The 14,179-nt window shown below is 43.2% G+C and carries 14 protein-coding genes; 1 reads left to right on the top strand and 13 read right to left on the bottom strand.

Features of this window, described 5'->3' with window-relative positions; genetic code table 11:
* Positions 1-410: 410 nt before the first annotated feature.
* The 7 genes from A2W93_03495 to A2W93_03465 form a co-directional block, all read right to left on the bottom strand.
* A complete protein-coding gene (locus A2W93_03495) occupies positions 411-668 on the bottom strand; it encodes a hypothetical protein (protein ID OFY53721.1) in 258 nt (85 codons plus the stop codon).
* A 94-nt stretch (positions 669-762) separates the two neighbouring features.
* Positions 763-3,024 carry a hypothetical protein gene (locus A2W93_03490; protein OFY53720.1) on the bottom strand — a complete coding sequence of 754 codons (2,262 nt, stop codon included), beginning with the start codon at positions 3,022-3,024 and terminating at the stop codon, positions 763-765.
* A gap of 265 nt (positions 3,025-3,289) precedes the next feature.
* Complete coding sequence (locus tag A2W93_03485; GenBank protein OFY53719.1) at positions 3,290-4,147, bottom strand: hypothetical protein; 858 nt, start codon at positions 4,145-4,147, stop codon at positions 3,290-3,292.
* A gap of 14 nt (positions 4,148-4,161) precedes the next feature.
* On the bottom strand, positions 4,162-5,058 hold the full coding sequence (locus A2W93_03480) for a hypothetical protein (GenBank protein OFY53718.1): 897 nt from the start codon (positions 5,056-5,058) through the stop codon (positions 4,162-4,164).
* Between the two features lie 84 nt (positions 5,059-5,142).
* Positions 5,143-7,425: a hypothetical protein gene (locus A2W93_03475; GenBank protein OFY53717.1), complete on the bottom strand. Its 2,283-nt coding sequence runs from the start codon at positions 7,423-7,425 to the stop codon at positions 5,143-5,145.
* Positions 7,425-8,312, bottom strand: a complete 888-nt coding sequence (locus A2W93_03470; GenBank protein OFY53716.1) for a hypothetical protein — start codon at positions 8,310-8,312, stop codon at positions 7,425-7,427. Before A2W93_03470 ends, A2W93_03475 begins: the two co-directional genes overlap by 1 nt.
* A gap of 17 nt (positions 8,313-8,329) precedes the next feature.
* Positions 8,330-8,590, bottom strand: coding sequence for a hypothetical protein (locus A2W93_03465; GenBank protein OFY53715.1), 261 nt, complete (start codon positions 8,588-8,590; stop codon positions 8,330-8,332).
* On the opposite strand from A2W93_03465, the gene A2W93_03460 reads away from it, so the two are divergent.
* Positions 8,589-8,822, top strand: coding sequence for a hypothetical protein (locus A2W93_03460; GenBank protein ID OFY53714.1), 234 nt, complete (start codon positions 8,589-8,591; stop codon positions 8,820-8,822). The two genes, A2W93_03465 and A2W93_03460, sit on opposite strands and share 2 nt — an antisense overlap.
* Before the next feature lie 15 nt (positions 8,823-8,837).
* On the opposite strand, the gene A2W93_03455 is transcribed toward A2W93_03460, so the two are convergent.
* The 6 genes from A2W93_03455 to A2W93_03430 all read right to left on the bottom strand — a co-directional run bounded on the left by A2W93_03455 (position 8,838) and on the right by A2W93_03430 (position 14,141).
* On the bottom strand, positions 8,838-9,566 hold the full coding sequence (locus tag A2W93_03455; protein OFY53713.1) for a hypothetical protein: 729 nt from the start codon (positions 9,564-9,566) through the stop codon (positions 8,838-8,840).
* 282 nt (positions 9,567-9,848) lie between these two features.
* Positions 9,849-10,649, bottom strand: a complete 801-nt coding sequence (locus A2W93_03450; GenBank protein ID OFY53744.1) for a radical SAM protein — start codon at positions 10,647-10,649, stop codon at positions 9,849-9,851.
* The gene (locus A2W93_03445) at positions 10,633-11,850 is read right to left on the bottom strand and encodes a hypothetical protein (protein ID OFY53712.1); all 1,218 of its coding nucleotides are present in this window, start codon (positions 11,848-11,850) and stop codon (positions 10,633-10,635) included. Before A2W93_03445 ends, A2W93_03450 begins: the two co-directional genes overlap by 17 nt.
* 157 nt (positions 11,851-12,007) lie before the next feature.
* Entirely contained in the window at positions 12,008-12,190 is a 183-nt protein-coding gene (locus A2W93_03440) for a hypothetical protein (protein ID OFY53711.1), read from the bottom strand.
* Positions 12,191-12,275: 85 nt separating this feature from the next.
* Entirely contained in the window at positions 12,276-13,409 is a 1,134-nt protein-coding gene (locus A2W93_03435) for a hypothetical protein (protein ID OFY53710.1), read from the bottom strand.
* Positions 13,410-13,583: 174 nt separating this feature from the next.
* Positions 13,584-14,141 carry a hypothetical protein gene (locus A2W93_03430; GenBank protein ID OFY53709.1) on the bottom strand — a complete coding sequence of 186 codons (558 nt, stop codon included), beginning with the start codon at positions 14,139-14,141 and terminating at the stop codon, positions 13,584-13,586.
* Positions 14,142-14,179: the final 38 nt, after the last annotated feature.

Genomic DNA, 14,179 nt, shown 5'->3' with positions numbered 1-14,179 from the left:
TTTGTTTAAGTTGAACATTTAAAAATTTGTAGCAAATATAATTTGACTACTTGTTGCAACTTCCTCAAAGACCTTTTTTATTACATGGATACTCTTTTTATACAACGGACTTTTTTTTTGTTGATTTTCGCTGCCGACGCTTCGACTCCGCTCAGCGTGACAGCAACTTAAAGTGTCATTTTTTATTTAGGTTGCGAGGCGCGCATCGCTGGATGTCTCTGAATGACAGCGGCGGAGCGCTGCTCCTGTCTACTCTTCGACGGAGTTTATCCTGCTGCGGACACTTCGACTCCGCTCAGTGTGACAGCAGGCAGGGCTCAGAATGACAGCGGCTGGGCTCCGTGAAAATGGCTTCAGTCGCAGACTGAGAGACATTCATCAGTTGAAATCCAAAGACCTGCAGAGGGCGTTTAATCCGTGCATTCCGTGCAATCCGTGGACAAAAAATTTAGACGCGGAATAACGCGGAATATATTGTACCCATTGAATCGGTCTTCACCGCAGGTGAAGGCTGATTCAAATTCGCGTGCATAAGACCTGCTGAGGAAAGCAAAATTATTAGCGAAGATTCGCGGAATTCGCGGAAGAAAAAGTGGAGTGGTGAATACACTGTCACGGATTGCAAATCCGCGCCAGTGTGAGTCACGCGTCAACGTATAACGTTGCATGCAGGAGACGCGCGCCCAATGGAGACTGTATTAGCGAGGACTGTAGGGGTTTTCGGCGAGATCCCCTGACGGTACCGTCCGGGGAACTATATACTTAAAATTTTATTCCGGCATCGAACATAATCATTCGGCCCGGGCAGCACTGGCCTTTGCTGTCGGTGTAGAGCTCATCGGCCATATTGACTACCGAAGCAGAAACGATCCAGCGTTTTTTTAACGTGTATGACAATTTTACATCGGCTGTAAAATAAGCATCGTACTCAGCCGGCAGGCCGTATTTTTCATCAGGGGTGTTGGTATCGTTCACCCAGCGCGAACCCACATAGCGGGCGTTGACCGAAAGACCGGCGTTTTTGTATTGATACTGCAGACCAATGTTGGTCAGAAGCGCAGGAACATTGCTCAGATACAAACCGCTGATATCGGTCTGCTGAGCCATTGCAGGCGTGTATTCCGTTACTGTTGAATGCGCAAAGGCATAATTAAAAAATGCATTCAGGCTCCTGTTTATTTTCCAGGAAAAATCAATTTCGGCACCGGCAATCTGAACTTCAGAAACATTGGATGTAACAATGACCGGCGCTGCGTAGCCCATGTCGACTGTGTCTCCGGTAGATACAGGGTACATGAAATTCTTTCCCATGCTGAAATATACAACCGGTTCAATGGTGATTTTTGTATTGACTTCGTGGCGATAACCGATCTCGAAATTATCGAGTGTTTCGGGAACAAGATTAGAATTGGCCACCTGAAAACCGCCACGGGTCTTGCCTGAACGGCACAGGTCATCGAGAATCGGTGCGCGGAAACCATGTGCGTATGAAATATAAATTCGTTTATTTTCTTTCATCCTGAACTGCAGTGCGACCTTCGGACTCAGCGAATGCCACTGCTTTTCAGCCATGTTGTCATTTTCGTATAACAACAAATACATATTATTCATTCCCGGATTTTCGATTGAAAAGCGGCCATCGTGAAAACCGGCATAATCGTAACGTAGTCCTGCAACGAGCTTCCAGCGCTCTTTTCCGAAAACGAATTCATCCTGAGCAAACAACGCAAGCATATCCATGATGCCGGTATTGATGACTTTATCGGTAGATGTGTGATATACGTCAGCCGCATCTACTGCGCCCTGTCGTACTTCAAAACCTGTAGTGAGCTTGTTTGATTCTCCAATATCTCTGCTGCCATGAGCAATGATTCCAACATCTGTTCTGCGTGAATCAACGTCGTAGAGCGTGTATTCGCCCGCTTTGACATACTCATTTATTTTTGCATAATTCTCGCGCAGATAAAATCCACTTGCGGTCAGTTTCCATTTCCCGGCTTCAGTTCTGTAGTGGCTGCGTATATGATAGCTGTCGTGTTCTGAGAAAGAGCCCAGTTCTTCATACACCTTTTCTCCCCCGCCCCGTTCATCGTCGAACAACATTCCACTGATCCAGAAATGACTTTTTGCGCTGAATTTATAACCGCCTTTCAGCGAAAACATTTTTTCTTTGAGAAATGCAGGCACGGTGTATTCGGTGCGCATATAATCCGGTTCGCTTATGTAACCGTCGCTTTCACGCCAGAATGCGCTACCGGACCAGAAAAAGCCACGGTCAGCCGTTTTACCTAGAAAGCTGTTGACAGCCATATCTCCGGAAATTGTATTGAATGTGCTGTAGCCAATTTTAACCCGTCCTGCAATTTTCTCTTCCGGAATTGCAGAGATAATATTGATTACACCACCCATTGCATTTCCGCCATACAAGGCCGATGAAGGACCTTTCACAATTTCCATGCGATCGACCAGCAGAGGATCAACCAGGTTGAAATTCACCGTGCCGCCATCCGATTTATTGATGGGAATTCCATCGAGAAGCACCAGTGTTCTACCCTGCTCGCTGCCTGATAAACCACGCATGGTGACCACCGATTTAGCAGCGAATATTCCCATTGGACGATCGATCATTACACCCGAAGAATAAATGAAAGCATCGTCAATACTTTGCAATGGTAATGCATGCAACGCGGTGGAATCAATCAGGGTGACTTTCTGCGGAATCTGCATGGGGTCACATTCTTCGCGTGTTGCAGTGATACAGACCGTTGAAACATTGTATGTAAGTGGGACCAATGAAAAAGAAAAAATCTTTGCGTTCTCTGAAGTCAGTTCTTTCGCTGGTTTTCGCAGCAATGAATAGCCAATGTGCGATATCTCAAGCGTATCATCTGAAAAAGTTGAAAAGCGTATAGAAAAAGTTCCGTCGGATTTTGTGATTGTTCCTGTTTTATCTTTTAACCAACGTACCGACGCACCTGATATAGCGGTTTTAGCCGATGCATCAGATACATATCCAAAAATCATTCGCTGACCAAAGGACAACAAAGGAGTAAGGAATAATAAAATTAGAAGAAACTTTTTCATTTTCGAATGTGATAAAAGAATAATGAGGATGTCTCAAAATTCAAACTTCAGAGCAAAAACAACATTCCACCGTCCGATGCGACGAAGGAGCTGAAGGACATGGAACCGTTGTTTTTGCAATTGTTACGACGGTTCCATGTCCGCCAGCTGGCGGACGGTGGAATGTCGTAACAAACCGCTATTTTGAGACAGCCTCATAACAATATTATTCTACAATCAGACTTTGAGTTTTGACATTGTTGTCAACTGAAATCATACGAATCATATAATGGCCAGCAGCCAGATTGCTGATGTCGATGCACTGTGCAGGATTGCTGATCTGTGAAACAACACGGCCATCGTTGCTGTAAATATAAAGAACAGAAACATTTTCATTGTTTTCAATATTCAAAACATCAGTGGCAGGATTCGGAAATACGCGGGTATGTGTCAGACTGTTTTCACCAACAGCTGTGTTGTTCTGACCAAGAATAAAAATGTCATCGATCTTTACCACACCCAAGGAATCGACAGGATTTCCAGCTGTATTTGTATTGGTGATGCTCAGAAAACGAACATACACCGATTGCGATGCATTCCATGTTTCAGAAGGAAGATTCCATCCGTTGATTGCACCGGTTGTCCAGTCATTGGCAACGGTTACGGTGTCCGTACTTACATCAGTCCATGTTCCGGAACTGCTGATTTTGTATTGCACCTTGAAATATTTCGGGCCGGCATTGGTGCCGCCACTGCGCATTTTTGCATACAAAACAAGGTTGTTGTAGTAGCCCGTTTTGAATTTGATGGAGAAATATTTGTCATTCATTCCGTTTTCCCAGCTGTTTGCGGTAGCAGCATAGGTCGTTGCACCATTTGTAAGAAAAACTGAGTCGGATGTTCCGGCTGATTCTGATTCAAAACGAATGTCGTAGCCAATGTTCAGTGTGTCTCCAATGGTTGCATCCAGACTGTCAAGGCCAACCTCAACCGGAAATGTGAATCCGATTACGGTATCCATCTGAGCAAAACTAATTGTGCTGAAACTCAGCACTGCGACAAAGAGAAGTAAAACTTTTTTCATGTTCTTGTTTTTTGTTATTGTTGGATTTTAATTTCAATCGACATTGTGCCCGTGTCGGCCTGGTCGGCGGAAATCACTTTTATCAGGCCCTTTTTGCCATCGGCAGTCATGAACGGAATAATTTTTCCGGCCAGCGCAAATTTGCATTTCTGATTCACAAAAGTCGGATTATATGCGGCCAGGAGCAGACTGTCGTTGGTGCATGCATCGAATTGCGCTGCTGAAATAAGATCGTAATCCGAAGTGTGATAATCATACAAGGTTGCATTCTGAACAGGCCAGTCCGCTATTGACGGATATTGTGCCTGCGCATCGGCTTGTGCAGGACAGACAAGTGTTGGTGACGGAGTTCCGCTGCTTAAATAAAAATATACTATTATATCAACATCGCTCTCCTGCCCGGAAACGGTAGCCTCATTGTAAATATTTCCGGTGACGGGATCAAGGTAATGCCCTGCTGATGCGTTGTTCTGGTATCCCAGCACCAGATTCGAAAAATGATATATCGAGCCAAAACCGCTCAGCGTGTCACGAAAAACGGTAAATGAAGCTGTGGTTGTATTCCTGTTGTAATCCATCACGGTGATTACAAATGTCTCTTCGTCAGCGATGCCTTTGAAAAATATTTTTGTAGCATCGAATGTCTTACTGTTCATGCCTTCGTCATAGATGGTCGAAGAGCCTTCATCACTCACCACATCTACTTTGAAGTAAGTCAGATTTGACGAAATCCCTTCAGCATGAACTGCAAAACAAATAGTGTCGTTAATAGCCAGCACGGCGCTGTCCGACACATAAGCGCCGCCCAATTGCAGTTGCAGAATTGGAGGTGTCGTCGTATCGTCGTCCTTACGGCATGAAGTGAACGCCGCAAACAATACCAAAACCGATATAAATACACTTGTTTTCATATATTCAACGAGTTATGCATATATATGCATATCGATTGCAAAAGTAGTAAAATTCAATTAGCTGAAGCAATTTTGTTCGAGTCTTCAAAGTTTGACATTAATTCTCGCCGACACAAATCGTCCCGGACTGAGGTAACCTTTCTTGTCGATGAACTGCGTGTCGAAAAGATCATTGACTGACAAGCCAATGTTGTAGTTCTTGATTCGCGCTCCCAATGTGACATTGACAACATGATAGTCGTCAGTAATGCCTGAATTTTCATCATCCAGAAAAGTTTCACCGGTATAACGATATTCAGTTGACAAAGTGAGAATTTTGTATTTCATACGCACGTCAACCGACAACAGGTGTTTCGGAACTTCAGCCATATAAAGTCCGGATAAGTCTGCATCTCCCTCAAGCGCTTTGTATTTCGTAATTTTTGATTCGTTGAACGAATATGCAGCCTGTGCTGAAAGCCATTTCAGCGGATCGTACGTCAATGCCAATTCAAATCCGGCAACCGTTCCCTGCGAAACATTTCTTTTCTGAATCATCGGCTTTGGGCCATCACTCAGTATTTCAACGGAGTCGCCTGTCCAAACCTGATAAATCATATTGTCTGCAATGGAATAAAATACTGTTGGTTCAATATTAATTTTTTCGGAGAACTGGTACTGAATGCCGGTTTCAACATTATATAGTACTTCCGGCTCAAGAAACGGATTGGCAACTTTTATTCCTTTGCGAATTTTTCCGGAGCGCGTCATGTCATCAATCGTAGGCGGCATGAAGCCCTTGGATACTGAAGCATAGGCATTCAACTTATTGGAAAAATTGATTTTGTATGCTACTTTTGGGCTTAAACTATGCCATGTACTTTTTGGATGCTGCCCGGAATATGGGATGAGAAAATCGCTGAGTGCTGTTGGATTTTCAATCAGAATTTCACCCTGGCTGTATTGCCCGAAATCGTATCTCAGTCCGGCTTGCAGCAATGAACGCTTTCCGATTTTCTTTGATGCTTGTGTGAAAATCGCTGCAAAATTATGCATCCCGAAAAAATAAATTTCATCGGTTGCTGTCAGATACAGATTCGCACCATCTTCAACAGAAAATTTATAATCAAATCCACTTACTATTTCAAGCCCGCTTTTGATGCGGTTTTCAACGGTTGTCCAAATTCCTGCATCAATTTTCTTTGTCGGATTTTCGGAGAGTTTGTATTCGCTGTAACTATTAATGCTTTCGCTCTGATTGAAATAATTTTCGTGATTGACAAACGCAACTGCATTCCAGGTGCTTTTCTTTTTGACGACATGATAACGCAAACTGCCCATCCATGTCTGAAAATCATCGTAGTTTCCATTCACTTCAAAAATGCTGGTACCTAAACCAGACCGGAATCCTGAACCAAGCGCTGAGAGCTCGATTCGGGCACTATCGCTGATTAAATATCCGGTTTTCAGATATGCATTATACTGATTTAAAAAACACTTCGAAGAGTAATCATTTCGTACTTCCTCCGGATCGAGATAATATCCATCGCCTTGCATTGTTGAAAGACTGAGCCATGCATAAGGTTTCTTTACTTTCGCCGGCGTTGTTAATCTGAAACTTATTCCCTGCGTATTAAACTGAGAAATAAAAAAATCAGCTTCAGCACTTTCCTTATCCGACGCAGAGCCAGTAATCAGGTTGATGGTACCGGTCATTGCATTGTTGCCATACATGCTGGATCCAGGGCCTTTCACTACTTCAATTTTTTCGAAAGCCCCGTTGGGAAGCAGGTTCCAGTTGACTCCCCCGCCTCCGGATTTATTCAGAGGAATTCCGTCAAGCATTACCAGAACACGCGAAGCACTTCCCATGCCGCGCATGGTTACACTTGCGTTTCGTGAATACATGCCCCAGCTGCGGTTTACATACATACCGGGTACCGATCTCAGGACCTCATCAATATTGGTTGACGGCGAACTTTGGATGGTTGTGGAATTAATTATATTCATTCGCGCCGGCACATCTTCTGTGTTTTTCTCGACACGGTCGGATGTGATAACCACCGGATTTATCTGATGGGGAGCGGGCTGCAAGTAAATTATTTCTGAAATTGCAACGCTGTCATTTTGCTTTCTGACATTCCAGGCCACACTTTCATAGGCGATGTGTCTTAATCTGAGTACCCACGGACCCTTGCCAGGAAGCTGAAATGTAAAAATTCCCGTTGCGTCGCTGATGGCTCCCAGTCTGATTCCATCAACAGTCACAGTAACACTTTCAATGACGCGGCCTGTACCTGCATCGCGCACTACGCCTTTGAATGTCTGTTGCGAAAAAAGCTGCAGCGATAAAAATAATCCAAAAAGTAAGATGGGAATATTTTTCATCACAGCTGCATTTTTATACTGATATCAATGAATCCAGCATCGGTTCCCGAAACACTGTTGACATAGAAAATGCCATACATTCCTGCAAAACAAAACTCATATATGTGTCCCGCCTGCAACAGTTTCGCCTTTCGCTTGCCGGTTTCGTACGGAAAAATATTTGCTATTATAAGCGAGTCGTGCTGCATGTCGAGAAATTCCTGTTCGGTGCAATACAGCTGTTCATAGCGAATCTCATTTTTTGTTGTCCAGTTAGCAAGCCCGCTGCTGCCGCCAAAATACGAAGTATCTATGTTCGCATTTGGCGAGGCGATGGTGTTTAAATCTGTGGCATCATAGAAATAAAGCATTTGCACGGAATCCTGATTCAAAAAGGCTTGCGACAAATTATAAATCTGCGCAGAAAACAGATTGAGAAAACCCCCAATGGCTGCATTATTCTGCGCTCCGAGTATTACATGATCCAGCGTAAATATTTCGCCATATACCAATGTGGGTTTCAATCCAATGGAAAACGTAAACTTTGTTTCATTGAAATCCCGATCACGAATCAGCACGGTATAATTTTCAATGCTGTCAGTTCCTCTGATAATGCTTCGGTGTGAAACAAACGAAGGTGCATTAAGGCCGCTGTCGAGCACATGCTGGCCGTTGCGCAGCAATGCAAAATAGGTAATATTTTTTTCGTTACCAATGCCTTCAATAATAAGTTCAATACTCTGCCCTGCTTCAATGCTGGTATCAGCAATTGCGGAGCTATCGGCAAATGTCACTTTCAGCAATGGAGGCAATCCTGCGGTTTCATCAGGCGTACACGATGTTGTCACCACAGCCGCAAACAATAAACAGAGAGAAATATAAGCAAGTGGTCTTGTAAATATTTTCATATCGATATACAAAAAAATCAAAGGCGTTTAAGCCCTTGATAAATGGAATAACCGAGTATCGTTCCAGCCACACCAAATGCGAAATGCATAAAAGTAGTGTAGAACGGGTTCATCAAAAGAGATTTATATGGAAATCCGGTTGTTGCATGAATGGCAAGGCGAGAAAGAGGAATGGCCATATAGGCAAGTCCTCCAAAAGCAAACAAAAGAAGCGCACCAGCTTTTCCTCCAACGCGGAATGCATCAGCAAGAAGGCACAAAATTATGGCTGGGAGCATGAAGACAATTTCTGCAAAAGGATCGGTAAAACCAATAAATGGCAGAAATAAAGCTGATCCTGCGCCAAGTGCGAAAATGACACCACGCAAGCGAAAACGAAATGACAACGCAGTTGCAACAGCCAATGCCATAAATTCCAACCCGTGGTGGCCAGGAATTCCGATCGGATTTCTGAAACGTGCATGTAAAACGACCGCGCCAAAGCCAGCTGCAAACAGAATTAATATTTGAAATGCAAGTGTAATGTCAGCTCGAAATGGACCTGAGATACTCCTTACTGATTGATTTCCAAGTGTGTTCGCCATCTTTCTCCACAATTAAAGTGTATTTGCCATCTTTCATCACCGGTTTCCACCCTTCGTCAAGATATATTTCAGCATCGGGGGGAATCGGGACGCCAAAATTATCAAAAATATTTTGAATATGAAAATTTCTGCATATCAAGGATGCACTTATTGCTCCTTTAAAGGATCTGAAGTCAGCAGCAAGCATCAGAATCCGTCCATCGTTGCCATATTTGCGCAACCCGCAGGCAGCTAAGGACCCAATAATTCCATCGCGGGTACCCGTCAAACCTTCCAGAAAAATATTGTGGCGCTGTGCCAGCTCTCGGGCTGCATCCTGCGTGAGAATTTCCTTTTTCGCTCGGAGGCCCCATTGAATTTGCTCTTCCGAAACCGCATCAAAAACCACAATACATAAGCCAGCATCGGAACCCTCTGCAGCGACATCCAACAAATAACTAAGGCAGAATTTTTTCAGGTCATCTGGCCGATCCGAATCAGCCTCAAGACAGGCAGAGCTGTTGTGCGATGTGTATGGAATATCCGGATGAAAAAACAACTGATGCCGCGAAACGCAATGCGGCTCGGCAATTCCGGCTTCTTGCAGTTGGCGGGCAAGATCGCGCACAATAAAGCCCGTGCCGCGGCTGGTGAGGTTATCGGTGTCGTCGATTCCTATTAGATATTTCATTTGTTCATTTTCTTTACAAAAGTTACAGTCGTTACGCGTTACAGTCGTTACAAAGTGACAAGGTGACAAGGTGACAAGGTGACAATGTTCATTTTCAAATCATCACACTTTCAACCGAACGATGAAATCGTGAGCTCATGAACTCCTTTGAATGCAATATAATATGTGAATAAATTTTCAAATTACCGAATTTTCAAATTCTTTCTCATCTCGTATTTTCACATTTCCACATCGACGCACTTGTCACGTTTTACGTGAGTCGCACATTTTCACATTTGCATATCATCCTCCGGTATTATAGAATCCATGCGTGTTTGAAGTAGTTCCTGAAACCGGTTTGTTTCCGAGTGCCATCTCAAATGCCTTTTCTAATCCGAGTTTTCGAACATTGTATTCAAGATTACTGAACAGACATGGGATCAGATTTCCATTGGCAGTCAGGCGTAAGCGATTGCACGATGCGCAATTTCCACCATCGCCTCCAATCACTTTGCTGAATTCGCCGAGGTGTAAATCCATCAGATGAATATAACGTACCTCAATTCCGCGGCTAACAGCAAATTCTTTTACAGATATTGCATCCGGATCTTCAGGAGAATTTTTAATCACACAATTCAGTTTCACAGGAGTAAGATCCGCTTCAATAGCCGCATCGACTCCGGCAATAACATCATTCAGATTTCCGCCACGCGTAGTTGCGGCAAACCGTTCTGCATTCATGGTGTCGAGACTGATGTTGATTCGATGCAGACCGGCTGCTTTCAGTTCTTTCGCAAAAACCGGAAGCAGAATCCCATTCGAGGTCATAGTGAGTTCCTTTATTCCATTGATTTTAGAAAGAATAGAAACAAGATTTACAATGCCTTTTCGCACCAATGGTTCTCCGCCTGTAATGCGCACTTTCGTTATTCCCTGCCCTGCTCCATAGCGAACAACATCAGCAATTTCATCGAAAGATAAAATATCGGTATGCGTAAGCATCGGAACTCCGTCTGCAGGCATACAGTAGGTGCAGCGCAGGTTGCAGCGGTCAGTGACCGATACACGCAGGTAATTTATTTCGCGGTTAAAACAGTCTAACATCAATTTCAGTCCCTTCTGCAATTTCATTTACGCCCATCTCCATCGCAATCACACCCACCGCCTTCAGCAACGAATTGATGTGTGCCGATCCGTGATATTCAACCTGAACAAGTCTTCCGGATTCATTGACCGATACAGGATAAAAAGATTTCCGCACCGCTTTCTTACGATGAAATGTTTGACCCGTAATCCCTTTCATCACTTTCATTTCAGGGTTGTTTCCACCCAGACGGTTTATCAGTACTGATCCAAGCAATTCAAACTGAACAAAAGATGACACCGGATTTCCGGGCAAGCCAACAATATATTTATTGCCCATTTTTGCAAGCGTTGTCGGACGTCCGGGTTGAACTGCGATGCTGTCAAAAATTATTTCAAATCCGATTTGCTGCATGGCCTTCGGCACAAAATCGAAATCGCCCGCTGAAACACCGCCGCTCAGAAACACAATGTCATTCTCGCTTACAGCATTCTGAAGGGCCGCAACTGTTGTTTCAAAATCATCCGGAACAATGCCGTAATAGGTCGGAAATCCGCCATGAGAAACGACTTGAGCCATCAGTTGCCATGAATTGCTGTTCCGGATCTGTGAAGGCGATGGTGTTGCATCCGGCTCCACAAGCTCGCTTCCCGTACTCATCACACCAACCTTGATCTGTCTGAATACCGAAATTTCAGTTTTACCGACGGCAGCCAGCACGGCAATGTGCTGCGGTTTAATGAGCGTTGATGCGGTAATTAGCAGCGCGCCAGATTTCATATCTTCACCGCGATGGGCAATATTGCTATTCTTTGAGGCACCTTTGTAAACGACAATTTCATTATTTACTTCACAATCTTCGACCATCAGCACCATATCAGCGCCAGCCGGAACCGGAGCTCCTGTCATGATGCGAATACAGGTTCCTTCGGTCACCGTGTTTTCTGGCATTTTCCCTGCGGGAACAGTTTCAATGACTTTCATCGGCAGCATAATGTCAGAAACCCGGCATGCAAAGCCATCCACCGCCGATTTGTCGAACGGCGGCATGTCCATATCTGAACAGACGTCTTCAGCAAGAATACGTCCGGCCGATTCATCAAACGGTATCAATTCCGTATCAACAACAACGGGTTGAGAGCTGACAATATCAAAAGCTTCTTCGAAGGAAATCATCTGGAAAATTTTGACAAAAGTACAGCGATTTGCAGAATTTTGCAAATTGAAATAAATGATGATTATCAGTCTTCAATTTTATCGGACAACAATGTTTTGTGTGATACCAGACAAAATATCAGAAGCTATTTTCACAATACTGTGCCACTGAAAACTTAAATAAGGGCGCACATATACACAGTCTTCGAACAAGAAACAGCTATTAAGACACAACCGCAATCACCAGGAAAACAATCAAGACAGCCCCACTTTTTCTCCGCGAATTAAGCGAATTTTCGCTAAACGATTTATAGCCGCAAGCACAACATATTGACACAAATTCGAAGCGGGCATCATCTGCGATGATACTTGCTTCAGATTTTGCAATAAATTTGTCAGAGTACAAAAATTATTGCCGGGTGTTGTCAAAGAGGAAAAGTTGCCACACAAAAACTAGTTGAACCAATTATATTCTGGAAATATGAAAGTGTTTACAACCGTTGAAGCCAGCGCATCAGGAATTTATCGTAGATTGTGTAATAGGGCTGCTCTATAGATGTGTTGTGATAAACCAGATCCTTTTCAATCAAAGCTGCCATTCCCCGCGTAACATGCGCTGATGTACCCAATAAATATTTTTTCAAAAACGAAGCCGAATGAGCCTTTTGCAGCCTTTCTTCCTTGGCGAGCGCTGTCAGGAGTTGCCACTGTGCCTTGGTGAGCAGACTCCGGTATTGAAAGTGGGTACTTTCATTCAACTTCAGAATTTCTATCGCTGCAGCATACCCATCGTCTTTTGTAATACGCTTAATCCCACATGCAAACAAATGATTGCAGAAATATTGTGTGTAAAAAGTATGCAGGTGTGTGAACTCGAGAATAAACCGGATGCATTCATCACTTATACTGCGCTTATGTTCAGCAAACTTTTCGCGTATAAAGGCAGCATACCTGCTTTCGTCAATAAAACCAAGATTGACATTGCTGCAACTCGCATAAAACGGGCGTTTGGCATTGTTGAAAATTTCGTGCATCATTTTCTGATTGCTGCCGGAAAAAACAAAAAAAGTATTCTTTAATCGTTGGATGTGAGTACGTAACAACGCTTCGGTGTTTTTCTCCGGGAATTCAAGTATCTGCTGAAATTCATCTATAGCGAATACAATTTTCTTTCCCTGACCATCAAGAAACGAAAAAAGCTGCTGCAAGGTTTTTTCATACTGTGAAGCGGCATTGTATTCAAACCTGACTTCGGGGTCACCAGAAAGCGTATCGTAGCTAATAACAGGGCGCAACGAGGCGATGGCTTTCATGACCTTTTTCCCAATTGTATTTGTTTCTGGAAAACGGTTGTAAATTACCGTTGCCAGCATGTTGGTGAAATCCATCAGACAGGTACTGCTGAAAATATCGATATAGAGACAAACAACCTGCCTGTCTTTTGAATAGGATTCAATAATATGATGAATAAGTCCGGTTTTTCCGAGGCGTCGGACAGAAAACATTGTTGTGTTGATATTGTTTCGGATATTCCTGCGAATAAGATTTGTTTCGTTTTCACGATCACAAAAATACTCAGCCCCATAATAGCCAGAAACAGGAAAAGGATTAAAATCGGTATTCATTGTCCCAAATTTTCAACAAATATACAACATTTTTGAAACATTTTGTTTGAAACATTTTGTTTGAAACATTTTGTTTGATTATTTTCAAACAAAGATTTTTCAGAAATTGCCTTTATGAATATCAGGCAATCAAAATATCACTGAATCATTGACTGCTGCAACAATAGATTGATTTTAGTTTTCAATGAAAACAAATCCCTTTTCTCCCGGACGCTCATCAATATTAATGTTGCGGGTATATTCAAAATTGTTTTCATCGAGAAAACGAAAGTCAGTTCCAGCATCAGATGAGCAAATGCTGCCACAACTGAAATTAACCGGACGATCAAATTTATGTTTGCCAATAACTTTGAAATCTGAATTCAGGTCAAGAATTATAATTCTGCAGAAATCATTATAGCCATGTGAGCGCTGCTGATTAATGATGATAAAACCAATCCTCCGATGCGATGGAGACCAGACAGGACCAGACACACCATCAACATCATCAAAAACATCAAACAGCTTGTAATCCAGTCCGGACGAAATATGAAAGATACGGATTGAATTACCGGAGCGGTAACAAAGTGTATCGCCATCAAGCGACAGCAGTGAGGGACAGAGAAGTCCTTCCTTCACTGATTTCGGAACTGTTAAAGTGGCGCCGGAACTGTCAACCAGCTTGTAATCGACGCATGAGGCATAGACATTTTCTTCTGCCAGTTCATATTTCTGCTGCGCAACTGAACCCATCCATAGCAGTATGAAAATAAGAACAGATGCGAAATATT

The sequence above is a fragment of the Bacteroidetes bacterium GWF2_43_63 genome, from assembly GCA_001769275.1.
Taxonomy (GTDB): domain Bacteria; phylum Bacteroidota; class Bacteroidia; order Bacteroidales; family DTU049; genus GWF2-43-63.
The sequence above is the reverse complement of the archived record's forward strand: the minus strand, read 5'-3'. Positions and strand labels throughout refer to the sequence as shown.

Coding starts and splice junctions, on each gene's coding strand:
- A2W93_03465 (OFY53715.1), bottom strand. CDS start 8,590: ATGCTCCCAGCCATAATTTTGTGCCTTCTTGCTGATGCATTCCGCGTT.
- A2W93_03460 (OFY53714.1), top strand. CDS start 8,589: ATGAAGACAATTTCTGCAAAAGGATCGGTAAAACCAATAAATGGCAGA.
- A2W93_03490 (OFY53720.1), bottom strand. CDS start 3,024: ATGATTTTTGGATATGTATCTGATGCATCGGCTAAAACCGCTATATCA.
- A2W93_03430 (OFY53709.1), bottom strand. CDS start 14,141: ATGGGTTCAGTTGCGCAGCAGAAATATGAACTGGCAGAAGAAAATGTC.
- A2W93_03495 (OFY53721.1), bottom strand. CDS start 668: ATGCAACGTTATACGTTGACGCGTGACTCACACTGGCGCGGATTTGCA.
- A2W93_03485 (OFY53719.1), bottom strand. CDS start 4,147: ATGAAAAAAGTTTTACTTCTCTTTGTCGCAGTGCTGAGTTTCAGCACA.
- A2W93_03470 (OFY53716.1), bottom strand. CDS start 8,312: ATGAAAATATTTACAAGACCACTTGCTTATATTTCTCTCTGTTTATTG.
- A2W93_03475 (OFY53717.1), bottom strand. CDS start 7,425: ATGAAAAATATTCCCATCTTACTTTTTGGATTATTTTTATCGCTGCAG.
- A2W93_03450 (OFY53744.1), bottom strand. CDS start 10,649: ATGTTAGACTGTTTTAACCGCGAAATAAATTACCTGCGTGTATCGGTC.
- A2W93_03435 (OFY53710.1), bottom strand. CDS start 13,409: ATGAATACCGATTTTAATCCTTTTCCTGTTTCTGGCTATTATGGGGCT.
- A2W93_03455 (OFY53713.1), bottom strand. CDS start 9,566: ATGAAATATCTAATAGGAATCGACGACACCGATAACCTCACCAGCCGC.
- A2W93_03480 (OFY53718.1), bottom strand. CDS start 5,058: ATGAAAACAAGTGTATTTATATCGGTTTTGGTATTGTTTGCGGCGTTC.